We start from the raw sequence: 24,949 nt of genomic DNA, 5'->3' as shown, positions 1-24,949 counted from the left end.
GCTTTAACTTTACTATTCCTTACTTTCAATATCACTAATATGATGTTCTAAAGCTTTTACCGAAATCTGAATTTCCATAATTAATAAAGAAAGCGATATAATAAGAAGTATTAAAGCAACGCCAAATACCCAAACGGCAAGCGTGTGTTGCTGTATGTAAATTAGAAACATGGTAAGCACACAAAGCAATAAACTGCTAATGCCAAATATTTGCATCGATCGGGTAAGGTAAAGCCTCGTTTTAATATTTTTAATTTGGGCGTATAGTACTCGGTCTTTATTTTTTTGATATTTACTGTGTAAATCTCGAATTGTAGAAGCATAAGCTAAAAATCGGTTGGTGTAAGCTAACATGATTAAAGAGATTGCCGAAAACAAAACGGCAGGTGTGGTAAGTGTTAATTCTTCCATAGTGTTGTAATCTTTACTCAAATTTACCAACTTTAATTGGTATACTAGTTATAAATTTCGTCAAAAAAGTTTTACATTAGTGTATGCGAGAAGACTTTTTACATTATTTGTGGAAACATAAAAAGTTTCGGTTAAATATGTTGGAAACTGTTCAAGGGGAACCGATTGTTATTTCCTCTGTTGGTCAACATAATTTAAATGCAGGTCCTGATTTTTTCAATGCGCAGATAAGCATTGGAAATCAGCTTTGGGCGGGAAATGTAGAAATTCATGTCAAGTCTTCCGATTGGTATTTGCATAATCACGAACAAGATACTGCGTACGATAATGTTATTCTTCACGTGGTTTGGGAGCACGATACAGAAATATTCAGAAAGGATAATTCCAAAATTCCAACCCTAGTTTTAAAAGGCATTGTTTCTCAGGAGACTTTGGCTGGCTACAATAATTTATTTTTGAAAGCCGGTAAGTGGATTAACTGCGAAAATGATTTTGCCTTGGTAAACGATTTTGATTTACAGCATTGGTTAGAGCGTTTGTATATTGAACGTTTAGAACGTAAATCTAAAGGTATTCAAGAGGTGTTGAAAGAAACCAAAAACGATTGGGAGGCTGTTTTGTTTATTATGTTGGCTAAAAATTTCGGACTCAAGGTAAATGGAGCGGCTTTTTTAAGTTTGGCACAATCTATAGATTATTCGGTAGTGAGAAAATCACAAAGCAATCAAACTATACTTGAAGCATTATTTTTTGGTCAGGCCGGACTTCTTGAGAGTGATATACAAAACCCATATTATCAGAATTTGGTTGGTGAATATCGCTTTTTAAAGCAAAAGTTTGGGTTAAGTAATCAATCGGTGTTGCCGGTACAATATTTTAGGTTGCGTCCGCCAAACTTTCCAACGATTCGGTTGTCGCAATTGGCGAGTTTATATGCAATTCATATAAATCTGTTTTCTATGATTTTAGAGATTAATACTTTAGAAGGGTTTTATAAGCTGTTTAAAATATCAACATCGGAGTTTTGGAAAACGCATTATACTTTTGAGAAGGAATCGAAACCTTCAGCAAAGGTGCTGACAAAATCATTTATCGATTTGTTGCTCATTAACACCATATTACCATTGAAATTCTGTTTTGCTCAAATACAAGGAAAGCACGTTGGAGAAGATGTTTTGCAAATCGCTTCAGAAATTAAATCAGAGAAAAACGGTATTGTCGAGGCGTTTAATAAATTAAAACACGTTTCTAAATCGGCATATCACTCTCAGGCACTTCTTCAGCTTAAAGCCGAGTATTGCGAGAAAAATAAATGTTTGCAATGCAGTATAGGGAATAAGGTTATTGTAAAAAATACATAGAAAACAAGGAGTAGAGACTTGCGAAACGTATTAATGAAACAGTCGTATTTGTTTGACTTTAATTAATTTGAGCAATTGTCAAACTTTATGGTTAAATTGCGACGGGTATTAAAGATTGAAATAAGAAATTATGAATGTAGTTTATAAGCCACTATTGTTTTTTCAAAAGCATGGGTATTACGTTTGTCAGCGTATTGCCGACCGTTTTGGTATACGAGCCAAGGTGGTTAGAATATCTTTTATGTATTTAACGTTTGTGACTCTAGGTTTTGGTTTTGCTCTATATTTATTTTTAGCGTTTTGGATTCATATAAAAGATTTGTTGTACACCAAACGCTCTTCAGTTTTCGATTTATAAGTCTCTATTTTGAAAATTATTTTTAATATTACCATATGAGTTACATCTGTCTTAAAACCCTAAATAGCTAACAGATGAATCCACTATTAAAATTTTTTAAAACTAAAATCTATACCGCTATATTTCTTTTGGCGGCTATGATTTCATTGGGGGTATTTGGTTATAAGCTAATAGCAAACTACTCCTGGGTAGATGCTGTTTATATGACAGTTATTACTATGACTACCGTTGGGTTTGGTGAGGTCGTGCCTTTAAATCAGGAATCTAAAATTTTTACTGTATTTTTAATTTTAGCCAGTGTGGTAATTATGGGTTACGCATTATCTATTATTACAGAATACATTTTGAGTAAAAATAATGTTGAAGAATTAAAACAGAAAAAGATGCAGAAAAACATTGATAGCTTTAAAAATCATGTAGTGATATGCGGTTATGGAAGAAATGGTAAGCAGGCTGCAAGAAAGTTACTGGCACATAAAAAGCAGTTCGTTGTTATTGAAAAGAACAAGGAGATGGAGGAGCGCCTTCAGCAAGATGAAGTGCCCTATGTTATAGGTAATGCTAATGATGATTCTATTTTAATTCAGGCAGGAATTGATCGCGCTTCAAGTTTTATTTCGGCTTTACCAAACGATGCCGATAATTTGTTTGTAGTGCTTTCAACAAGGCAAATAAATGGTTCTATTAATATTATAAGTCGTGCTTCCCACGAATCGTCATATACTAAGTTAAAGTTTGCAGGTGCTAACAATGTAATTCTTCCCGATAAAATTGGGGGAGACCATATGGCGTCATTAGTGGTAGTTCCGGGATTAATGGAATTTATCGATAACCTTTCTATTGTAGGGAAATCAAATATCAATATTGAAGAGGTGGCTGTTGAAAAATTATATAGAGGTAATCCGTCTGTAAAAACCATTCGCGATTTAGACTTACGCCGCAAAACAGGTTGTACTATCATTGGGTACAAAGACGAAAATGGCGAGTATGTGGTAAACCCTGAAGCGGACCTTGAATTAGCAGCGAATTCTAAAATTATTGTGTTGGGAAGACCAGAGCAAATAGAAATATTAAACGACGCATACAATATTACCTAGCTTGGTACTATTTTACCTAAGATTAGTATTTTAACAACAGATGTTTTAGAAATCGATTTTTTTTTAGCATCTTGCCGACTTTTAATAAGAATACTTCAAAAAAAAAAAAAAATTAACTTTAAAATTTTCTTTATGAAGAGATATCTTCTTTCATTATTCACATTAGTATTACCAATTATAACATTTGCACAAGAATCGACATCAGAAAAATTTGACCGTATTTTTAAGGAATATACCGGATGGTTTGTTGATGGTATTTTTTACGAAATACCTTTTTCAGATGATTATCACATTCCATGGGTCTTAATTGTTTTAATCGGTGGAGCATTATTCTTTACTTTTTATTTTAAGTTTATTAATTTCACTGGGTTTAAGACTGCTTTGCTTGTTGTTAAAGGGAAATATGAAGATATAGAGAAACATGGAGCAGATACGTTATATGGGGATGTTACTCATAATGAAGAGCATAATATTATTGAAACATTGAGAGATGATAGCGTTCATGGAGAGGTATCTCACTTTCAAGCTCTAACTGCGGCTTTATCGGCAACGGTTGGGCTAGGTAACATTGCCGGAGTTGCTGTAGCTTTGTCTATTGGAGGTCCGGGGGCAACGTTTTGGATGATTGTAGCAGGGCTTTTAGGAATGGCTTCTAAATTTGCAGAATGTACCTTAGGAGTGAAATATAGAGACGTAGGTGAAGATGGGACTGTTTATGGAGGTCCAATGTATTATTTAACTAAAGGTTTCGCCGAAAAAGGAATGAAGCCATTAGGAAAAGTATTGGCAGTTGTTTTTGCAATCTTCGTGGTTGGTGGTTCTTTTGGTGGAGGAAACATGTTCCAAGCAAATCAAGCCGCTGCACAGTTTACAAAATTATTTGACTTACAAAGTGATAATGCCGGAATGTATTTCGGGTTTATTATGGCTGCTCTTGTGGCTGTAGTAATTATTGGAGGTATTAAGCGAATTGCTTCGGTAACTGAAAAAGTAGTGCCATTTATGGCTGGAATTTATGTTTTAGCATCACTGATAATTTTGGGAGCAAATTGGCATTTAATTGATGATGCATTCGGATTAATTTATGAAGGTGCATTTTCAGGTTTAGGTATCGCCGGAGGTTTAGTTGGTGTAATGATTCAAGGGATCAGAAGAGGAGCCTTTTCTAACGAAGCAGGTGTAGGTAGTGCAGCTATTGCGCATTCTGCAGTAAGAACGAAATATCCAGCGAGTGAGGGAATTGTAGCACTTCTAGAGCCTTTTGTAGATACTGTTGTTATTTGTACGATGACGGCACTGGTTATCGTTATTACAAATTTCGATGGAGCATTTATGGAATATGGTGTGCCAATTAAAGAGGGGGTTGAGTTAACCGCTACAGCTTTTGATACAGTTATTCCTCACTTTTCTATTATCTTGACAATTGCGGTAATTTTATTTGCGTTCTCAACTATGGTGTCATGGTCTTACTATGGTATGCAAGGTTGGGTGTTTTTATTTGGAAAAGGAAAAAAGAGTGATTTGATGTATAAAATTTTATTCTTATTTTTCGTAATCGTAGGATCGTCTATTAGCCTTGGTGCAGTAATTGATTTTTCTGACGCTATGATTTTTGCCATGGTAGTACCTAACATTATAGGTGTTGTTGTGTTATCTCCAATAATTAAAAGAGAACTAACAAAATACATGAGAGCGATAACAGTTAAGGAAGACGCCTTAGAAGAGGGCGCTGAAGATCTTACAAAGCACATGTAAAATTAAAACTCAAAATATTATGAAATCCCATTTCAAGTTTACTAAACAACAACGAAATGGGATTTTTTTATTGTTGCTTATTATTGTAATTCTTCAGGTAACGTACTATGTTGTTAATCGCCCTTCAGACGATTATACAGTCGATCAGGTAGTGTTGGAAAAGTTTACGCATGAGTTAGATTCGCTTCGTTTGGCTAAGTTGGAAGAAAGTAAACCTAAAATCTATCCATTCAATCCCAATTATATAACAGATCATAAAGGAAGTATGCTGGGGATGTCTAATGAAGAAATCGATCGGCTTTTAAATTACAGAAAGCAGAACAAGTGGGTTAATTCTGCTGAAGATTTTAAAAAGGTTACTCAGGTTTCAGATTCACTGTTAGAAATAATTTCTCCCTATTTTAAATTTCCTGAATGGGTAACAAATCCGAAGCCTAGTGTTTCAAAATCGTATGCGAATACCGAAAAAACATTTGCAGAGAAAAAGGACTTAAATACCGCAACAGCCAAACAATTACAGCGCGTTAATGGAATAGGCGAGGTGTTGTCTGGTCGTATTGTGAAATTCAGAAATAAATTTCCGGGAGGCTTTATTGCAGATATTCAGTTGAAAGATGTATATGGTTTAACGCCTGAGGTTATTCAGCGCGTTTGTATGGATTTTACGGTGAAAACGCCTAGACAGATTGAAAAAATAGCATTAAATACAGCTACGGTAGATCAGTTGGTCACTATTCAGCATATCGATTACGAATTAGCATATCGAATTACAGAACAAAGAAAGTTGAGAGATGGTTATAAATCCATCGACGAATTAACAAAAGTTAAAGGCTTTCCTATTAATAAAATAGATATAATTGAATTATATTTGTCGCTCGATTGAAAAAAATAGACAGATTAATGAATAGTATGTACTTCACCGAAGAACATCACCTTTTTAGAAAAAGCCTTCAAGATTTTTTACAAAAAGAAGTTGTACCTCATATAGAAAACTGGGAGAAAACCGGAACCATCGATAGATTTATTTGGAAAAAGTTTGGCGATATGGGATTCTTCGGAATCAATTATCCGGAAGCTTACGGCGGATTAAATTTAGATTTGTTTTATACAGTTATTCTTCTTGAAGAACTTCAAAAGATTAATTCCGGTGGATTTGCTGCTGCCATATGGGCACATATGTATTTAGCTATGACGCATCTTAATGCTGAAGGCGATGAAACTATTAAGCAAAACTATTTAGCCCCAAGTATAGCCGGCGATAAAATAGGATGTTTATGTATTACGGAACCTTTTGGAGGTAGCGATGTGGCTGGTATGCGATCTACAGCGGTTAAAGAAGGCGACTATTATATTTTAAACGGATCTAAAACGTTTATTACCAATGGAGTTTACAGCGATTATTTAATTGTTGCTGCTAAAACAAATCCTGAATTAGGAAATAAAGGTGTTAGTATTTTTGTGGTCGATCGTGAAACGGAAGGTATTACCGCTACCAAACTTAATAAATTAGGTTGGCGAGCGTCGGATACCGCAGAAATAGCATTTGATAACGTTAAAATACCGGCAGCCAATTTAATGGGTGAAGAAAATAAAGGCTTTGCATATATTATGCAGCATTTTTCTTTAGAGCGTTTAATTATGGGGATTAATGCGCATGCTAGAGCTGAATTTGCTTTAGAATATGCGGTGCAGTATATGTCGGAGCGTATGGCCTTTGGGAAGTTTATAGATCAGTTTCAGGCGTTGCGTCATTCCATTTCTGATTTATATACCGAAATGGAAATCTGTAAAGAGTTTAACTATTCGGTGGCATATCGATTAAATAAAGGGGAGTATGTGGTAAAGCACGCCACCATGTCTAAGTTAAAATCGACCAAAATGGCCGACGACGTTATTTACCAATGTCTGCAATTTTTAGGAGGTTATGGTTATATGGAAGATTATCCGTTGGCGCGTTTGTTACGCGATAGCCGTTTGGGACCAATCGGTGGAGGTACATCGGAAATTCTTCGAGAAATTATTGCTAAAATAATTATCGACAAAAAGGAGTATAAACCTGCGACTAAATAGTCGATTCGGTTTTAAAGATTCAACAATATAGTACTTTGAAAACCAGCCTATTTTGGCTGGTTTTATTTTTTTAAAATTTTTAGTTGTTAATTATAAATTACTTTCTATATTTGCACCCCGAAATGCTAAAAGAGAGGAGGTTAAGACCTATGTTAATAATACCAATTAAAGAAGGAGAAAATATAGATAGAGCGCTGAAGCGTTTTAAGAGAAAGTTCGACAGAACCGGAACTAAACGTCAGTTGCAAACACGTAAGCAATTTACAAAGCCTTCAGTTGAGCGTAGAGCGCAAATTCAAAAAGCACAGTACGTTCAAACATTAAGAGATGCAGAAGATATCTAGTAGATTCTAAAGAATCAATGAAAGCCCGCTTATTTAAGCGGGTTTTTTTTGCGCTAAACTTTTAAACCCAAATAAACTTTGTACATTTAGCTTAACCCAGTAAAAAATGAGTGTTATGCCCTTTAAGTCTTTTGTTGATTATCTGTTATTAGAAAAACATTATTCGGCATTAACGGTAAAAGCCTATCAAAGCGATTTAGGTGAGTTTTTAGAATTTGTAAATACTAAGTATCAAATAAAATCTATAGAAGATGTTAATTATGCCCAGATTCGAACTTGGATTGTTGTTTTGGTGGAAAACGGATTATCTAATCGCAGTGTCAACCGAAAAATATCATCTTTAAATACCTATTATAAATTCCTTTTAAAAACCGAATCGATATCTGTAAATCCTTTAGCGAAACACAAAGCGTTAAAAACAAAGAAAACGGTACAGGTGCCTTTCTCTGAAAATGAAATAAATCAGGTGCTTGATGCATTTAATTTCGACGATAGTTTTGAAGGTATTCGAGATAAGCTAATTATAGAATTGTTTTATTCTACTGGTATAAGACGTATTGAATTGGTTGAATTAAAGTTAAATAGTGTTAACTTAAATAATAAAACGTTAAAAGTATTAGGTAAAAGAAATAAAGAACGCATACTCCCGTTATTAGGTTCAGTATTAAAAACCATGCACCGGTATTTAGAAGAGCGAAACAAGCTCGGTATTATCGTAGATCAGGAAAATCTTTTTTTAACAAAAAAAGGTGCTAAAATATACGAAACGCTTGTTTACAGAATAATAAATGATTATTTTAGTAAAGCATCTTCTAAGGTAAAAAAGAGTCCTCATATACTCAGGCATTCTTTCGCAACACATTTACTAAATCAAGGTGCCGATTTAAATGCTGTTAAAGAGCTTCTTGGGCACACAAGTTTGGCTGCCACTCAGGTATATACGCATAATAGTATAGCAGAGTTAAAAAAAGTGCATGTTAATACACATCCCAGAAGTAAAAAATAGTATAGAATATTGTTTAACCAAAAAAACTAAGTAGTATGAAAGTAAACACGCAATCCGTTAATTTTAGTGCAGATAGAAAATTAATAGATTTTATCCAAAAACGTATGGATAAATTGGATTTGTTTTATGACAAAGTCATTCAATCTGATGTGTTTTTAAAAGTTGAAAATACGAGTGATAAGGAGAATAAAATATTTGAAGTGAGGTTAAGTGTTCCAGGTGATAGTTTTGTTGTTAAAAAACAATGCAAAACCTTCGAGGAAGGAGCAGATACAGCTGCAGCATCGTTAGAAAGACAACTAAAAAAGCGAAAAGAGAAATTAAGAGCACATTTATAAAAATATTTTTCAAAAAATGTTTTGAATAAAGAAATTTATATATACATTTGCAGTCCGTTAGAAATAGCGGACTTTTTTTGTGTGAAAAAAAGGTGAAAACAAGCCGATATAGCTCAGCTGGCTAGAGCAGCTGATTTGTAATCAGCAGGTCGTGGGTTCGAGTCCCTCTATCGGCTCAAGTTCTTTAAAATAAAGTGAAATAAAATAAGGTAAAATTGGGGAGATACTCAAGCGGCCAACGAGGGCAGACTGTAAATCTGCTGACTATGTCTTCGCAGGTTCGAATCCTGCTCTCCCCACAATTTTATTTTACTTCATGAAAAAGATTATTATTAAATAATTGCGGGAGTAGCTCAGTTGGTAGAGCGTCAGCCTTCCAAGCTGAATGTCGCCGGTTCGAACCCGGTCTCCCGCTCTAATATTTAACTGCCGGTGTAGCTCAGGGGTAGAGCGTTTCCTTGGTAAGGAAGAGGTCACGAGTTCAAATCTCGTCATTGGCTCTATAATTGAAGAAGAAAGATTAGAATACACTAATATTATTATATAACTAAGATTAAATTATTTAAAAAACATGGCAAAGGCAACTTTCGATCGTTCAAAACCACACTTAAATATTGGTACAATTGGACACGTAGATCACGGTAAAACAACTTTAACTGCTGCTATTACTAAAGTATTAGCTGATGCAGGTTTATCAGAAGCTAGATCATTTGATCAAATTGACAACGCTCCAGAAGAGAAAGAAAGAGGTATTACTATTAATACATCTCACGTAGAATATTCAACTGCAAAACGTCACTACGCGCACGTTGACTGTCCAGGTCACGCCGATTACGTTAAGAACATGGTAACTGGTGCTGCTCAAATGGATGGTGCTATCTTAGTGGTTGCTGCAACTGATGGTCCTATGCCACAAACTCGTGAGCACATCTTATTAGGTCGTCAAGTAGGTATTCCTCGTATTGTTGTATTCATGAACAAAGTGGATATGGTTGATGATGAGGAGTTATTAGAGTTAGTAGAAATGGAAGTTAGAGATTTATTATCTTTCTACGAGTACGATGGAGATAATGGACCTGTAATCGCTGGTTCTGCATTAGGAGCTTTAAATGGTGAGCAAAAGTGGGTTGATACTGTTATGGCGTTAATGGAAGCTTGTGATGAGTGGATCGAAGAGCCATTACGTGATATGGATAAGCCTTTCTTAATGCCAATCGAAGACGTATTCTCTATTACTGGTCGTGGTACTGTAGCAACAGGACGTATCGAAACTGGTGTTGCTAACACTGGAGATCCTGTAGAGATCGTAGGTATGGGTGCTGAGAAGTTAACTTCTACTATCACTGGTATCGAGATGTTCCGTCAAATATTAGATAGAGGTGAAGCTGGAGATAACGCTGGTATCTTATTAAGAGGTATCGATAAAAACCAAATCTCAAGAGGTATGGTTATCGTTAAGCCAGGATCTGTAACTCCACACGCTAAATTCAAAGCTGAGGTTTATATCCTTAAGAAAGAAGAAGGTGGACGTCACACTCCATTCCACAACAACTACCGTCCACAGTTCTACGTACGTACAACTGACGTAACTGGTAACATTTCTTTACCAGAAGGAGTTGAGATGGTTATGCCAGGAGACAACTTAACTATCACTGTTGAATTAATCAACACTATTGCAATGAACGTAGGTTTACGTTTCGCAATCCGTGAAGGTGGTAGAACTGTAGGTGCTGGTCAGGTAACTGAGATTTTAGACTAATACAGTTTAGATAGATAAATAAGTTTAGGTATTCCTAGCAATACGAATACCTAAACTATCTACGGGTTTAGCTCAGTTGGTAGAGCACTGGTCTCCAAAACCAGGTGTCGGGAGTTCGAGTCTCTCAACCCGTGCAATAAGGAACTTAATTTTAGGTTCCTTTCAATAAATAAGGATGTAACGGTTTTAGGAGGCTTTTTTAACGAAGCGAAATACTAAAATGTAATCTGTTGATAAAATATAAATAAATGGCTGGAATTGTAAATTACGTAAAAGAATCATTTAGCGAACTTAAAAACAATGTAAGTTGGCCAACTTGGGCAGAAGCACAAAGTTTAACTGTTTTAGTGGCTGTGTTCTCTATCGTGTTTTCCTTAGCAATCTGGGGAATTGATACGGTATTCAGTAAATTTATGGCTTTTTATTTTCAACTGATTAACTAACACGGGAAAACTAGAATTTTATGTCTGAAGTGAGTGAAAAAAAATGGTACGTTGTTAGAGCCGTAAGTGGTCAGGAGAATAAAATCAAGACCTACATCGAGAATGAAATAGCTCGATTAGGAATGCAGGATTATGTTGATCAGGTATTAGTTCCAACAGAGCGTGTTGTTCAAATAAGAAATGGAAAAAAGACGCATAAAGAAAAAGTATTTTTTCCGGGTTATATTATGGTTCAAGCCAACTTGACAGGAGAGGTACCTCACATTATTAGATCGGTTACTAACGTAATTGGATTTTTAGGTGAAACTAAAGGTGGTGATCCTGTGCCGTTAAGACAATCTGAAGTTAACAGAATGTTAGGTAAAGTTGATGAATTAGCGGTTGAAGAAACAGCCAATGTAGCTATTCCTTTTACAAAAGGAGAAACAGTAAAAGTTATCGATGGACCATTCAACGGGTTTGATGGAACTATCGAGAAGATAAATGAAGAAAAGCGTAAGCTAGAAGTAATGGTGAAAATATTTGGAAGAAAGACACCATTAGAGTTAAGCTATATGCAGGTTGAAAAAGTATAATAATTGTTACACTATATAAAGGATAAGCTTTTTGCTTCCAACTAGAAGTTTATCACACTAAATTATTAAAAATGGCAAAAGAATTAAGTAAAGTAGTTAAGTTACAAGTTCGGGGAGGTGCTGCGAATCCGTCGCCACCGGTTGGACCCGCTTTAGGTGCTGCTGGGGTTAACATCATGGAGTTCTGTAAGCAATTTAATGCTAGAACTCAAGATAAAGCTGGTAAAGTTTTACCTGTTGTTATCTCGGTTTATAAAGACAAGTCTTTCGACTTTGTTATTAAAACTCCTCCAGCTGCAGTACAATTATTAGAAGCGGCCAAAATTAAAAAAGGTTCAGGAGAGCCTAACCGAAAAAAAGTAGCTAAAGTTTCATGGGATCAAATCAAAACTATAGCAGAAGATAAAATGCAAGATTTAAATGCATTTACAATCGAATCTGCTATGAAAATGGTTGCTGGAACAGCAAGATCAATGGGTATCACTGTAACAGGTCAATTCCCATCTTAATCTTTAAAAACATTAGAAAATGGCAAGATTAACAAGAAAGCAAAAAGAAGCTTTAGCAAAGATTGAAAAAGGGAGAGTTTACTCTCTTAACGAAGCATCAGAGTTAGTAAAAGAAATTACTAATACAAAATTTGACGCTTCAGTTGATATCGCTGTACGTTTAGGAGTTGATCCACGTAAAGCAAACCAGATGGTAAGAGGGGTGGTTTCATTACCTCACGGAACTGGTAAGGATATGAAAGTATTAGCATTAGTAACTCCAGATAAAGAAGCAGAAGCTAAAGAAGCTGGAGCAGATTACGTAGGTTTAGATGAGTACCTTGATAAAATCAAGAGCGGATGGACTGACGTAGATGTAATCATTACTATGCCAAGTGTTATGGGTAAATTAGGTCCTTTAGGACGTGTATTAGGTCCTCGTGGTTTAATGCCTAACCCAAAAACTGGTACAGTAACTATGGACATCGCTAAGGCTGTAACAGAAGTAAAAGCTGGTAAAATTGACTTTAAAGTTGATAAAACTGGTATTGTTCACGCGGCAATCGGTAAGGCATCTTTTAGTGCTGATAAAATTGCTGGTAACGCAAATGAATTAATTCAAACATTAATAAAACTTAAGCCAACAACTGCAAAAGGTACTTACGTAAAGAGTATTTTCCTTTCTAGTACAATGAGTCCTAGTGTTGCTGTTGATCCTAAAGTTGGTTAATTAGTTAAATACTTTTATTATGACAAGAGAAGAAAAATCACAAGTAATTGAGGAGTTAACTTTAGAATTAGCCAATAACGCAAATATCTATATTACAGATATTTCAGGACTAAACGCAGGTACTACCTCAGATTTACGCCGTGCTGCTTTTAAAGCAGACATTAAGATGGCAGTTGTAAAAAACACATTACTTGAAAAAGCAATGGAGGCATCAGATAAGGAATTTGAAGATCTTCCAACAGTTTTAAAAGGGAATACTACAGTAATGTATTCTGAAACAGGTAATGCGCCAGCTAAGTTAATTAAAAACTTCCGTAAAAAATCTGAAAAGCCTTTATTAAAAGGAGCATTTATTGAGGAAGCGGTATATATCGGTGATAACCAATTAGACGCGTTAGTTGACATCAAGTCTAAAGAGGAGTTATTAGGAGAGATTGTAGGATTATTACAATCGCCTGCTAAGAACGTTGTTTCAGCACTTAAGTCAGGTGGTGGAAAAATCGCGGGTATCATTAAAACACTATCTGAAAAAGAAGGATAGTATTAGCAGAGTACGCACTATATTACAATTATATTAAAATTAAAATTTATTAAAAACGATAGAAAATGGCAGATTTAAAAGATTTCGCAGAACAATTAGTTAACTTAACAGTAAAAGAAGTAAACGAGTTAGCTACTATATTAAAAGATGAGTATGGTATCGAGCCTGCTGCTGCTGCTGCAGTTGCTGTAGCTGGTCCTGCTGCTGGTGGAGACGCTGAAGAAGCTCAAACTGAGTTTGACGTTGTATTAAAAGCAGCTGGTGGATCTAAATTAGCAGTTGTAAAATTAGTTAAAGAATTAACTGGTTTAGGATTAAAAGAAGCTAAAGAATTAGTTGACGGAGCTCCAAGTAACATTAAAGAAGGAGTATCTAAAGACGAAGCTGAAGCATTAAAAGCATCTTTAGAAGAAGCAGGAGCTGAGGTTGAGCTTAAATAAGCTTAGCTTTTACAAATTATAAAGGTTTAGGTCTGGAGGTTACCTTCAAGACCTAAACCATTTTGCGTATATAATATTTACATACGCCACAACTATTTTTTTTTAATCATAATTCCGTCCATTGATGTTGTCAACACAAGCTGAAAGATTAAATTTCTCGTCTATTATCAATAGAACAGAATACCCGGATTTCTTGGATATTCAGATAAAATCCTTCCAGGATTTTTTCCAGTTAGAAACTAAATCGGAAGAAAGAGGTGATGAAGGTTTATATAACACCTTCATGGAAAACTTTCCAATTACAGATTCACGTAATCAATTTGTTTTAGAATTTTTAGATTACTTCGTAGATCCACCAAGATACGCTATAGATGAGTGTATAGAAAGAGGACTTACTTACAGCGTTCCGCTTAAAGCCAGATTAAAGTTATATTGTACAGACCCTGAACACGAGGATTTCGAAACTATTGTTCAAGATGTGTACTTAGGAACAATTCCTTACATGACCCCTAGTGGTACTTTCGTAATTAATGGCGCTGAGCGTGTTGTAGTATCTCAATTACACCGTTCACCTGGTGTATTCTTCGGACAGTCTTTCCATGCTAATGGAACCAAGTTATACTCAGCCAGAGTAATTCCATTTAAAGGATCTTGGATTGAGTTTGCTACCGATATTAACCAGGTAATGTATGCGTACATTGATAGAAAGAAAAAGTTACCCGTAACAACATTATTTAGAGCTATTGGTTTCGAACGCGATAAAGATATCTTAGAGATATTCGATCTTGCAGAAGAAATTAAAGTATCTAAAACTGGATTAAAGAAATACCAAGGAAGAAAACTTGCAGCACGTGTACTTAACACATGGCACGAGGATTTTGTTGATGAGGATACAGGAGAGGTAGTATCAATTGAGCGTAACGAGATTATTCTTGATCGTGATACTATTTTAGACAAAGACAATATAGAAGAAATTCTTGATGCAGACGTAAAAACCATTCTGTTACACAAAGAAGCGTTAGAACAAGGGGATTACGCCATCATTCATAATACATTACAAAAAGATCCAACAAACTCTGAAAAAGAGGCTGTTGAACATATCTATAGACAATTACGTAATGCTGAGCCGCCAGATGAGGAAACAGCACGTGGTATTATAGATAAATTATTCTTTAGTGACCAACGTTACTCTTTAGGGGAAGTAGGTCGTTACAGAATGAACAAAAAATTAGGTCTTGATATCGAAATGGATAAGCAAGTGCTTACTAAAGAAGATATCATTACCATTATTAAATATTTAATCGAGCTTATTAACTCTAAAGCTGAGATTGATGATATTGATCACTTATCTAACCGTCGTGTACGTACAGTAGGTGAGCAATTATCTCAACAGTTTGGTGTTGGTTTAGCCCGTATGGCACGTACTATTCGTGAGCGTATGAACGTTCGTGATAACGAGGTGTTTACACCAATCGACTTGATTAATGCGAAAACATTATCGTCGGTAATTAACTCGTTCTTTGGTACGAACCAGTTATCTCAGTTTATGGATCAAACCAATCCATTAGCCGAGATTACTCACAAGCGTCGTCTATCGGCTCTTGGGCCTGGAGGTCTTTCACGTGAGAGAGCAGGTTTCGAGGTTCGTGACGTTCACTATACACACTATGGTCGTTTATGTCCGATTGAAACGCCTGAGGGACCAAATATTGGATTAATATCATCGTTATCTGTTTACGCGAAGGTAAACTCAATGGGATTCATTGAAACGCCTTACCGCCCTGTTCAAAATGGAACAGTAGATATTAAAAACGATCCTATTTACTTAAGTGCAGAAGAGGAAGAAGGTAAATTAATTGCACAGGCTACTGTAAAAGTAAATGATGATGGTAAAATATTACACGATAAGGTAATTGCTCGTATGGAGGGTGATTTCCCGGTAATTGAGCCAGATAATATTCACTATACAGACGTTGCGCCTAACCAGATTTCATCTATTTCGGCTTCATTAATTCCGTTCTTAGAGCATGATGATGCCAACCGTGCGTTGATGGGATCGAACATGATGCGTCAGGCAGTACCATTACTATTGCCACAGTCTCCAATCGTAGGAACTGGTTTAGAGCGTCAGGTAGCAACAGATTCTCGTGTATTAATTAATGCAGAAGGAACAGGAGAAGTACTTTATGTAGATGCAAATGAGATTCAAATTAGATACGATCGTACTGAAGATGAGGCTAAAGTTAGTTTCGATAGTGATGTTAAGACGTATCAATTAGTAAAATATAGAAAAACCAACCAAGGAACTTCTATCAATCTTAAACCAATTGTAGTTAAAGGTGATGTTGTAAAGAAGGGTCAAGTTTTATGTGAAGGTTATGCGACACAAAAAGGAGAGCTTGCTTTAGGTAGAAACATGAAGGTTGCCTTCATGCCTTGGAAAGGTTATAACTTTGAGGATGCAATTGTAATTTCTGAAAAAGTTGTTCGTGAAGATATCTTTACATCGGTACATATCGATGAGTATTCTTTAGAAGTTAGAGATACGAAATTAGGTAACGAAGAGTTAACTAACGATATTCCTAACGTTTCTGAAGAAGCAACTAAAGATCTTGATGAAAACGGAATGATTCGCGTTGGTGCTGAAGTGAAGCCTGGCGACATCTTAATTGGTAAGATTACTCCAAAAGGAGAAAGCGACCCAACTCCGGAAGAGAAATTATTAAGAGCAATCTTCGGTGATAAAGCCGGTGATGTTAAAGATGCATCATTAAAAGCATCTCCATCATTAAATGGTGTTGTTATCGATAAGAAATTATTCTCAAGAGCCGTTAAAGATAAACGTAAGCGTGCTCAGGATAAAGATGATATCATCGCATTAGAAGGTATTTACGATAGAAAATTCGACGAATTAAAAGAAGTTTTAATCGAGAAATTATTCAACATCGTAAATGGTAAAACTGCACAAGGTATTTATAATGATTTAGGTGAAGAGGTATTACCAAAAGGTAAGAAGTTCACGCTTAAAATGTTAAATGCTGTTGATGATTATGCACACTTGGTGTCTGGTAAATGGACCACTGATGACCATACAAATCAACTTGTTGCAGATTTAATTCACAACTACAAGATTAAAGAAAACGACTTACAAGGATCTTTAAGACGTGAGAAGTTTACAATCTCTGTAGGAGACGAGTTACCATCAGGTATTATTAAATTAGCAAAAGTTTATATTGCTAAGAAACGTAAACTTAAAGTAGGTGATAAGATGGCAGGACGTCACGGTAACAAAGGTATTGTTGCTCGTATCGTTCGTGAAGAAGATATGCCATTCTTAGAAGACGGAACGCCAGTAGATATCGTTCTTAACCCACTTGGTGTACCTTCTCGTATGAATATTGGTCAGATATACGAAACAGTACTTGGTTGGGCAGGTCAAAAATTAGGTCGTAAGTTCGCGACTCCTATTTTCGACGGTGCAACTATCGATCAGATTAATGGACTTACAGACGAAGCGGGTATTCCAAGATACGGTCATACTTACCTTTACGATGGAGGTACTGGAGATCGTTTCGACCAGCCAGCAACTGTAGGTGTTATCTATATGCTTAAGTTAGGTCACATGGTAGACGATAAGATGCACGCACGTTCTATTGGTCCTTACTCATTAATTACACAACAACCATTAGGAGGTAAAGCTCAGTTTGGTGGTCAGCGTTTTGGTGAGATGGAGGTTTGGGCACTTGAAGCCTATGGTGCATCAAGTACTTTAAGAGAGATCTTAACTGTAAAATCTGATGATGTAATTGGTAGAGCCAAAACTTACGAAGCAATCGTAAAAGGTGAACCAATGCCAGATCCTGGATTACCAGAATCTTTCAACGTATTAATGCACGAATTGAAAGGTCTAGGATTAGACATTAGATTAGAGGAATAATATACAGCATACCGCTTAAAGTAATTTAAGCGGTATGCTAAAAGTTTACAAATAATTCGATAGCACCATATATTATGGCAAGAAAACAAGATAAGAATACAGTAAAGAGATTTAACCAGATCTCAATTGGTTTAGCGTCACCAGAGTCTATTTTAGCAGAGTCTAGAGGTGAGGTTTTAAAACCTGAAACTATCAATTATCGAACTCATAAACCAGAAAGAGATGGTTTATTCTGTGAGCGTATTTTTGGTCCTGTAAAGGATTACGAGTGTGCTTGTGGTAAATATAAAAGAATTCGCTACAAAGGTATCGTTTGTGACCGATGTGGTGTTGAAGTAACGGAAAAGAAAGTACGTCGTGATAGAGTTGGACACATCAACTTAGTTGTGCCAATCGCTCACATTTGGTATTTCCGTTCGTTACCAAATAAAATAGGTTATTTATTAGGGTTACCATCTAAGAAATTAGATATGATTATTTACTACGAACGTTATGTAGTAATTCAGCCAGGTATCGCTAAAAATGAAGAAGGTGAACCATTACAAAAAATGGACTTCTTAACGGAAGAAGAATACTTAAGCATTCTTGAAACCCTTCCTCAGGATAACCAGTATTTAGATGATACTGATCCAAACAAATTCTTAGCTAAAATGGGAGCTGAGTGTTTGATTGAATTATTAGCTAGAATTGATTTAGAATCATTATCATACGAATTACGTCATAAAGCGAATACAGAAACGTCTAAGCAACGTAAAACTGAAGCTTTAAAACGTTTACAGGTTGTAGAATCGTTACGTGAGTCTAACAATAACAGAGAGAATCGTCCGGAGTGGATGATTATGAAAGTAATCCCTGTTATTCCACCAGAATTACGTCCGTTAGTGCCATTAGATGGTGGTCGTTTCGCAACGTCAGATTTAAATGATTTATACCGTCGTGTAATTATTCGTAACAACCGTCTTAAGAGACTTGTTGAGATTAAAGCACCTGAGGTAATTTTACGTAACGAAAAACGTATGTTACAGGAATCTGTAGACTCGTTATTCGATAACACACGTAAATCATCAGCGGTAAAAACAGATTCTAACAGACCGTTAAAATCATTATCAGATTCATTAAAAGGTAAACAAGGGCGTTTCCGTCAAAACTTACTTGGTAAACGTGTCGATTATTCAGCACGTTCGGTAATTGTTGTTGGACCTGAGTTAAAACTTTATGAGTGTGGTTTACCAAAAAATATGGCGGCTGAATTGTACAAGCCTTTCGTAATTAGAAAATTAATTGAAAGAGGTATTGTAAAAACAGTTAAGTCTGCTAAGAAAATTATTGACAAAAAAGAGCCTGTTGTATGGGATATCTTGGAGAACGTTCTTAAAGGACATCCAGTATTGCTAAACCGTGCTCCTACGTTACACCGTTTGGGTATTCAAGCGTTCCAACCTAAGTTAATCGAGGGTAAGGCGATTCAATTACACCCATTAGTGTGTACGGCGTTTAATGCGGATTTCGATGGTGATCAGATGGCGGTTCACTTACCATTAGGCCCAGAAGCTATTTTAGAGTGTCAAATGTTAATGTTGGCTTCTCATAATATCTTAAATCCAGCGAACGGTTCACCGGTAACAGTACCTTCTCAAGACATGGTTCTTGGTCTTTATTATATGACTAAACACCGTAAGTCTACTCCAGAAGTGCCAATTAAAGGTGAAGGTTTAACATTCTACGCACCAGAGGAAGTAGAAATTGCTTTCAATGAAAAACGTGTTGACTTAAATGCCGGTATTAAAGTAAGAACATTAGATATTAACGAAGATGGTAAGTTAGCACCAACAATTATAGAAACAACTGTTGGTCGTGTATTATTTAACCAACACGTGCCTCAGGCCGCTGGTTATATCAATCAAGTACTTACTAAAAAATCGTTAAGAGATATTATTGGTCAAATTCTTAAGTATACTTCAGTTCCTGAAACCGCAGATTTCTTAGATGCGATTAGAACTTTAGGATTTAAGTTTGCATTCCAAGGTGGTCTGTCGTTCAGTTTAGGTGATATTATTATCCCTGCTGAAAAACAAGGTATGATTGATAAAGCTAACGGATTAGTTGAAGGTATTACAGGTAACTATAACATGGGACTTATTACCAACAACGAGCGTTACAACCAGGTAATTGATATCTGGACATCGACCAACGCAGAGTTAACCGAGTTATCTATGAAGCGTATTCGTGAAGATCAACAAGGGTTTAACTCGGTATTCATGATGCTTGATTCTGGAGCGCGTGGATCGAAAGAGCAGATTCGTCAGTTAACAGGTATGCGTGGATTAATGGCGAAACCTAAAAAATCGAATGCTGGTGGTGGAGAAATTATTGAAAACCCGATTCTTTCTAACTTTAAGGAAGGTCTTTCAATTTTAGAATACTTTATCTCTACGCACGGTGCTCGTAAAGGTCTTGCCGATACCGCTCTTAAAACGGCAGATGCTGGTTACTTAACACGTCGTTTAGTAGACGTTTCTCAAGATGTTATTATCAACTCAGAAGATTGTGGTACATTAAGAGGTGTTGAAGTAGAACCATTAAAGAAAAATGATGAAGTTGTTGAAACTTTAGCTGAACGTATTGTTGGTCGTGTATCATTAAACGATGTATACAACCCATTAACTGACGAGTTATTAGTTAGAGCTGGGGAGTTAATTGAAGACCACATAGCAAAAGCTATTGGAGAAACACCTTTAGAAAAAATAGAAGTACGTTCTCCATTAAGTTGTGAGGCTTTACAAGGTATCTGTGCTAAGTGTTACGGTCGTAATCTGGCAACAGGTAAAATGGTACAACGTGGTGAAGCTGTTGGTGTTGTTGCAGCACAATCAATTGGTGAGCCGGGTACACAGTTAACACTTCGTACGTTCCACGTAGGAGGTATTGCTGGTAACATTTCAGAGGAGAACAAATTAATAGTTAAGTTTGACGGTATTGCAGAAATCGAAGACTTAAAAACTGTTAAGGGTACAGATTCAGAAGGTAACGAAGTAGATATCGTAATTTCTCGTACGTCTGAAATTAAATTAATTGATAAGAAAACAGGTATTGCATTAAGTACTAATAACATTCCTTACGGATCTACTTTAATGATCGAAAATGGTCAGGAGTTAAGTAAAGGTGATGTGGTTTGTACTTGGGATCCATATAACGGTGTAATTATTTCGGAATTCGCTGGAAAAGTGAGATACGAAAACATCGAACAAGGTGTAACTTATCAAGTAGAAATCGATGAGCAAACAGGTTTCCAAGAGAAAGTAATCTCTGAATCTAGAAATAAGAAGTTAATTCCAACACTTCATATTGAAGATTCTAAAGGCGAAACCATGCGTTCTTACAACTTACCGGTAGGATCTCACTTAATGATTAATGACGGAGATAAGATTACTGTAGGTAAGGTATTAGTTAAGATTCCTCGTAAGTCTGCTAAGGCAGGGGATATTACTGGAGGTTTACCACGTGTAACTGAGTTATTCGAAGCACGTAACCCTTCTAACCCAGCAGTAGTTAGTGAGATTGATGGTGTGGTTTCTTTTGGTAAGATTAAACGTGGTAACCGTGAGATTATCGTTGAATCTAAATTAGGAGAGATTAAGAAATATCTAGTTAAATTATCGAATCAAATTCTTGTTCAAGAGAACGATTACGTTAAAGCAGGTATGCCTTTATCAGATGGTTCTGTAACTCCTGAAGATATCTTAAATATTAAAGGACCTTCAGCTGTTCAACAATACTTAGTAAACGAGGTACAAGAGGTATACCGTTTACAAGGGGTGAAGATTAACGATAAACACTTCGAGGTTGTTGTTAGACAGATGATGCGTAAAGTTAGAATCATTGATTCTGGTGATACATTATTCTTAGAAGATCAGTTAGTTCACAAAGCAGACTTTATCCAGGAGAACGATGCAATTTTCGGATTGAAAGTTGTTGAAGAAGCTGGAGATTCTGTTAACCTTAAAGCCGGGCAAATTGTTACTGCTCGCCAGTTAAGAGATGAGAACTCATTGTTAAGAAGAGAAGATAAAGCACTTGTATCGGCTAGAGATGCTAGACCAGCAACTGCTACGCCAATATTACAAGGTATTACTAGAGCATCGCTTCAAACGAAATCATTTATTTCAGCGGCGTCGTTCCAGGAGACAACTAAGGTACTTAACGAAGCAGCAGTGGCTGGTAAAGTTGATAGCTTAGAAGGCTTGAAGGAAAATGTAATTGTAGGACACAGAATTCCTGCAGGTACAGGTATGCGTAAATACCAAGACATTATCGTTGGGTCTAAAGAAGAGTTTGACGAAATGATGCAAGTAAAGCAAGAATTAAATTATAACTAAATGAGGACTCAGGTTTTATAAGCCGAAGGGAACTAAAACCTGTTAGCCGAATTTATGCTGAGCACAGTCGAAGCATCAAATAACATAAAAGCCTTCTTGTAGTTAATACTCGAAGGCTTTTTAATTTTAAAAACATATCAAATTATGGCAGACGAAAACGATAAACCAAAACAAGGACAAATAAATATTGAATTGGATGAAAAGGTTGCCGATGGGCAATATTCTAATTTGGCAATCATCAATCATTCGATATCTGAATTTGTTGTTGATTTTGTAAATATTATGCCGGGTGTTCCGAAGAGCAAGGTTAAATCCAGAATTATTTTAACACCACAGCATGCGAAGCGTTTGCTGAAAGCTCTGGGAGAGAATGTAGCACGATTTGAAAATGCGCATGGGGAAATTAAAGATTACGAACAACCGCCAATCCCATTAAATTTCGGACCAACAGGTCAGGCTTAATAAAGGATGAGTAGCAAATTTAAAAGGAACTTATAAAGTTGTTCGAAATGTAACAAGTAGCAACCGCCAATTCCATTGAATTTCGGGCCAACGGGCCAGGCTTAATAAAGGGTGAGTAGCAAATTTATAAGTCATGTCATTCTGAATTTATTTCAGAATCTTATGTTATTTGTTTACGACATTATCATGTGTTTTGATGTTTTAGGCAAACAGTGTTTACGCTTTTTTATATCAAATGCTCGAAATAGTTTTTATAAATAACCACCAATTCCATTGAATTTTTGACCAACAGGTCAAGCATAAATAAAAAAAGTCCCATTGAACTATTCAATGGGACTTTTTTTGCAGTTTATTTATACTGCTGTTTCTAATACAGGCTTCTTTTTTACTTCAGCCTTTTTGATACTTCGTTTACGTTTGTATTTTAAAGCACCAGACGGACAGCGATTAACCTGTTTTATGATACGTTCTGCATCGCTGGCGTCTAAATCAATCCAAGGAATTATAGAGGTTCTAAAAACGTCTGATAACTCTTTTCTACATTTTTCAGCATGGATACAAACGCTGGGTTCATAAGTCACAGTAATTTCCGAATTACTGAAAGTATTAGCTTCTGTTTTCATAGGTTTTAGCAATTTTTTGGGGTATGAACGTGTTACAAATTTAATCAACTATAACGTTGTAGTATAATTTATCTGACTAACGTGTGATATACCCGATAATATGCCGGAATTAAATTTGATGAATTATTATAATTTAGTTTTGTGTTGTTATAATTTAAAATTCTGAGGTAAAATGGAATGTAATACTCGGGTAGGTTTGCTGTGTCATTTGCAGCGAGAACGCCGAGTCTGCTAAAAAGACTAACTGTCCGTGTTTGTCTTTTGCTAAATAGCGTTGTTTTACACGTAAAAACTCTTTGTACTCTTCACTTTTCTCGTCTTCAGCTTCTACCCAACATGCTTTATGTACATTTAAATTCTCATAAGAACACTTGGCTCCATATTCATGCTCCAGGCGGTATTGGATAACTTCATACTGTAAAGCACCAACGGTACCAATTACCTTTCGTCCGTTTAATTCTAAAGTAAATAACTGAGCTACCCCTTCGTCCATAAGCTGGTCGATACCTTTATATAATTGTTTAGATTTTAAAGGATCGGCATTATTAATATATCTAAAGTGCTCTGGAGAGAAACTCGGTATACCTTTGTAATTAATAGTTTCACCTTCGGTTAGGGTATCTCCAATTTTAAAGTTTCCGGTATCGTGTAATCCAACAATATCACCGGGGTAGGAGATATCTACAATTTCTTTTTTCTCAGCAAAGAAGGCATTAGGACTTGAGAACTTTAATTTCTTACCATTCCTTACATGTAAATACGGCTTGTTTCTTTCGAAAGTTCCCGAAACAATTTTAATAAACGCCAGACGGTCTCTGTGGTTAGGGTCCATGTTGGCATGTATTTTAAACACAAATCCGCTGAAGTTTTTTTCATCTGGATTAACCAAACGTTCCTCACTGTGTTTTGGTCTTGGTTTTGGAGCAATTTCAACGAAGCAATCTAATAGTTCGCGAACACCAAAGTTATTTAATGCAGAACCAAAGAATACGGGCTGTTGGTTTCCGCTTAAATATTCGTCTTTATCAAATTCAGGGTAAATACCTTCTACAAGTTCAATTTCATCTCTTAACGTATTGGCAGACGATTCGCCAACTAATTCATCGAGTTCTGATGACGATAAATCTGAAATCTCAATAGTCTCTTCAATATTTTTTCTACTGTCACCACTAAACAGATTAACGTTTTTCTCCCAGATGTTATAAATACCTTTAAACTCGTAACCCATACCAATAGGGAAACTTAAAGGCACTACTTTTAATCCTAATTTTTGTTCTACTTCATCAAGTAAGTCGAAAGCATCTTTACCTTCACGGTCTAATTTATTGATGAACACAATCATTGGAATGTTGCGCATTCTACAAACTTCAACCAGTTTTTCGGTTTGTTCCTCAACCCCTTTTGCAACGTCAATTACAACTATTACACTATCAACAGCCGTAAGTGTTCTGAACGTGTCCTCGGCAAAATCTTTGTGACCAGGCGTATCTAAAATATTAATTTTAGTGCCATTATATTCAAAGGCAAGTACCGAAGTTGCTACCGATATACCACGCTGACGCTCAATTTCCATAAAGTCACTGGTAGCACCTTTCTTGATTTTATTACTTTTTACCGCGCCAGCTTCTTGAATAGCACCACCAAAAAGAAGTAATTTTTCGGTTAATGTTGTTTTACCGGCATCGGGATGTGAAATAATACCAAAGGTACGACGTCTGTTAATCTCTTTTTGAAAACTCATAATTATAATTTGCAAATGGGCTGCAAAGATACTATTAATAAATGCAAATTAAATAACAATAATAGCTTTAACTTAAAATTATTAGAAATACTAA

At 35.9% G+C, this 24,949-nt stretch carries 22 protein-coding genes and 5 tRNA genes; 24 read left to right on the top strand and 3 right to left on the bottom strand.

Annotation, left to right across the window (positions count from 1 at the left end; genetic code table 11):
* Window positions 1-12 precede the first annotated feature (12 nt).
* Complete coding sequence (locus RBH94_RS01850) at window positions 13-411, bottom strand: DUF2721 domain-containing protein (RefSeq protein WP_307883127.1); 399 nt, start codon at window positions 409-411, stop codon at window positions 13-15.
* Window positions 412-494: 83 nt separating this feature from the next.
* On the opposite strand from RBH94_RS01850, the gene RBH94_RS01845 reads away from it, so the two are divergent.
* The 24 genes from RBH94_RS01845 (at window position 495) to RBH94_RS01730 (ending at window position 22,491) form a co-directional block, all read left to right on the top strand.
* Window positions 495-1,772 carry a DUF2851 family protein gene (locus RBH94_RS01845; RefSeq protein WP_307882120.1) on the top strand — a complete coding sequence of 426 codons (1,278 nt, stop codon included), beginning with the start codon at window positions 495-497 and terminating at the stop codon, window positions 1,770-1,772.
* 130 nt (window positions 1,773-1,902) lie between these two features.
* Window positions 1,903-2,130, top strand: coding sequence for a PspC domain-containing protein (locus tag RBH94_RS01840; RefSeq protein WP_188223627.1), 228 nt, complete (start codon window positions 1,903-1,905; stop codon window positions 2,128-2,130).
* Between the two features lie 74 nt (window positions 2,131-2,204).
* Window positions 2,205-3,227, top strand: coding sequence for a TrkA family potassium uptake protein (locus tag RBH94_RS01835; protein WP_307882119.1), 1,023 nt, complete (start codon window positions 2,205-2,207; stop codon window positions 3,225-3,227).
* Between the two features lie 132 nt (window positions 3,228-3,359).
* Complete coding sequence (locus RBH94_RS01830) at window positions 3,360-4,982, top strand: sodium:alanine symporter family protein (RefSeq protein ID WP_307882118.1); 1,623 nt, start codon at window positions 3,360-3,362, stop codon at window positions 4,980-4,982.
* A 19-nt stretch (window positions 4,983-5,001) separates the two neighbouring features.
* Window positions 5,002-5,865 carry a helix-hairpin-helix domain-containing protein gene (locus RBH94_RS01825; RefSeq protein WP_307882117.1) on the top strand — a complete coding sequence of 288 codons (864 nt, stop codon included), beginning with the start codon at window positions 5,002-5,004 and terminating at the stop codon, window positions 5,863-5,865.
* Window positions 5,866-5,882: 17 nt separating this feature from the next.
* Entirely contained in the window at window positions 5,883-7,052 is a 1,170-nt protein-coding gene (locus tag RBH94_RS01820; RefSeq protein ID WP_307882116.1) for an acyl-CoA dehydrogenase family protein, read from the top strand.
* Window positions 7,053-7,201: 149 nt separating this feature from the next.
* Window positions 7,202-7,396 (top strand): 30S ribosomal protein S21, encoded by a 195-nt coding sequence (gene rpsU, locus RBH94_RS01815; protein WP_188223632.1) that lies wholly within the window; start codon window positions 7,202-7,204, stop codon window positions 7,394-7,396.
* 115 nt (window positions 7,397-7,511) lie between these two features.
* Window positions 7,512-8,402, top strand: coding sequence for a tyrosine-type recombinase/integrase (locus RBH94_RS01810; RefSeq protein ID WP_307882115.1), 891 nt, complete (start codon window positions 7,512-7,514; stop codon window positions 8,400-8,402).
* Between the two features lie 35 nt (window positions 8,403-8,437).
* Window positions 8,438-8,740, top strand: coding sequence for a ribosome hibernation-promoting factor, HPF/YfiA family (gene hpf / locus RBH94_RS01805; protein WP_188223634.1), 303 nt, complete (start codon window positions 8,438-8,440; stop codon window positions 8,738-8,740).
* Window positions 8,741-8,842: 102 nt separating this feature from the next.
* Window positions 8,843-8,916: transfer RNA gene (locus RBH94_RS01800), tRNA-Thr, on the top strand.
* A gap of 41 nt (window positions 8,917-8,957) precedes the next feature.
* Window positions 8,958-9,039 (top strand) — tRNA-Tyr (locus tag RBH94_RS01795).
* A gap of 43 nt (window positions 9,040-9,082) precedes the next feature.
* A tRNA-Gly gene (locus tag RBH94_RS01790) sits at window positions 9,083-9,155 on the top strand.
* A gap of 13 nt (window positions 9,156-9,168) precedes the next feature.
* Window positions 9,169-9,240, top strand: a tRNA-Thr gene (locus RBH94_RS01785).
* 71 nt (window positions 9,241-9,311) lie between these two features.
* Window positions 9,312-10,499 (top strand): elongation factor Tu, encoded by a 1,188-nt coding sequence (gene tuf, locus RBH94_RS01780; RefSeq protein WP_188223635.1) that lies wholly within the window; start codon window positions 9,312-9,314, stop codon window positions 10,497-10,499.
* A gap of 61 nt (window positions 10,500-10,560) precedes the next feature.
* A tRNA-Trp gene (locus tag RBH94_RS01775) sits at window positions 10,561-10,633 on the top strand.
* 114 nt (window positions 10,634-10,747) lie between these two features.
* The gene (gene secE / locus RBH94_RS01770) at window positions 10,748-10,942 is read left to right on the top strand and encodes a preprotein translocase subunit SecE (RefSeq protein ID WP_188223636.1); all 195 of its coding nucleotides are present in this window, start codon (window positions 10,748-10,750) and stop codon (window positions 10,940-10,942) included.
* A gap of 20 nt (window positions 10,943-10,962) precedes the next feature.
* A complete protein-coding gene (gene nusG / locus RBH94_RS01765) occupies window positions 10,963-11,517 on the top strand; it encodes a transcription termination/antitermination protein NusG (RefSeq protein WP_307882114.1) in 555 nt (184 codons plus the stop codon).
* Between the two features lie 71 nt (window positions 11,518-11,588).
* Window positions 11,589-12,026 (top strand): 50S ribosomal protein L11, encoded by a 438-nt coding sequence (rplK, locus tag RBH94_RS01760; RefSeq protein WP_188223638.1) that lies wholly within the window; start codon window positions 11,589-11,591, stop codon window positions 12,024-12,026.
* 19 nt (window positions 12,027-12,045) lie between these two features.
* On the top strand, window positions 12,046-12,735 hold the full coding sequence (rplA, locus tag RBH94_RS01755) for a 50S ribosomal protein L1 (RefSeq protein WP_188223639.1): 690 nt from the start codon (window positions 12,046-12,048) through the stop codon (window positions 12,733-12,735).
* A gap of 19 nt (window positions 12,736-12,754) precedes the next feature.
* Window positions 12,755-13,276 carry a 50S ribosomal protein L10 gene (gene rplJ, locus RBH94_RS01750; protein WP_188223640.1) on the top strand — a complete coding sequence of 174 codons (522 nt, stop codon included), beginning with the start codon at window positions 12,755-12,757 and terminating at the stop codon, window positions 13,274-13,276.
* Between the two features lie 65 nt (window positions 13,277-13,341).
* Complete coding sequence (gene rplL, locus RBH94_RS01745) at window positions 13,342-13,716, top strand: 50S ribosomal protein L7/L12 (protein WP_188223641.1); 375 nt, start codon at window positions 13,342-13,344, stop codon at window positions 13,714-13,716.
* A gap of 124 nt (window positions 13,717-13,840) precedes the next feature.
* Window positions 13,841-17,653 (top strand): DNA-directed RNA polymerase subunit beta, encoded by a 3,813-nt coding sequence (gene rpoB, locus RBH94_RS01740; RefSeq protein WP_307882113.1) that lies wholly within the window; start codon window positions 13,841-13,843, stop codon window positions 17,651-17,653.
* Window positions 17,654-17,727: 74 nt separating this feature from the next.
* A complete protein-coding gene (rpoC, locus tag RBH94_RS01735; RefSeq protein ID WP_307882112.1) occupies window positions 17,728-22,029 on the top strand; it encodes a DNA-directed RNA polymerase subunit beta' in 4,302 nt (1,433 codons plus the stop codon).
* A 144-nt stretch (window positions 22,030-22,173) separates the two neighbouring features.
* Window positions 22,174-22,491 carry a DUF3467 domain-containing protein gene (locus tag RBH94_RS01730; protein WP_307882111.1) on the top strand — a complete coding sequence of 106 codons (318 nt, stop codon included), beginning with the start codon at window positions 22,174-22,176 and terminating at the stop codon, window positions 22,489-22,491.
* A 353-nt stretch (window positions 22,492-22,844) separates the two neighbouring features.
* Here RBH94_RS01730 and RBH94_RS01725 read toward each other — a convergent pair whose 3' ends face one another.
* Together RBH94_RS01725 and RBH94_RS01720 are read right to left on the bottom strand one after the other, a co-directional pair.
* A complete protein-coding gene (locus tag RBH94_RS01725; protein WP_188224698.1) occupies window positions 22,845-23,114 on the bottom strand; it encodes a (4Fe-4S)-binding protein in 270 nt (89 codons plus the stop codon).
* Window positions 23,115-23,268: 154 nt separating this feature from the next.
* Window positions 23,269-24,855, bottom strand: coding sequence for a peptide chain release factor 3 (locus RBH94_RS01720; RefSeq protein WP_307882110.1), 1,587 nt, complete (start codon window positions 24,853-24,855; stop codon window positions 23,269-23,271).
* Between the last annotated feature and the right edge of the window lie 94 nt (window positions 24,856-24,949).

The sequence above is a fragment of the Aestuariibaculum sp. YM273 genome (assembly GCF_030908365.1).
Classification (GTDB): Bacteria; Bacteroidota; Bacteroidia; order Flavobacteriales; family Flavobacteriaceae; genus Aestuariibaculum; species Aestuariibaculum marinum.
Note: the sequence above shows the minus strand (reverse complement) of the source record. Positions and strands in the feature narration are given on the sequence as shown.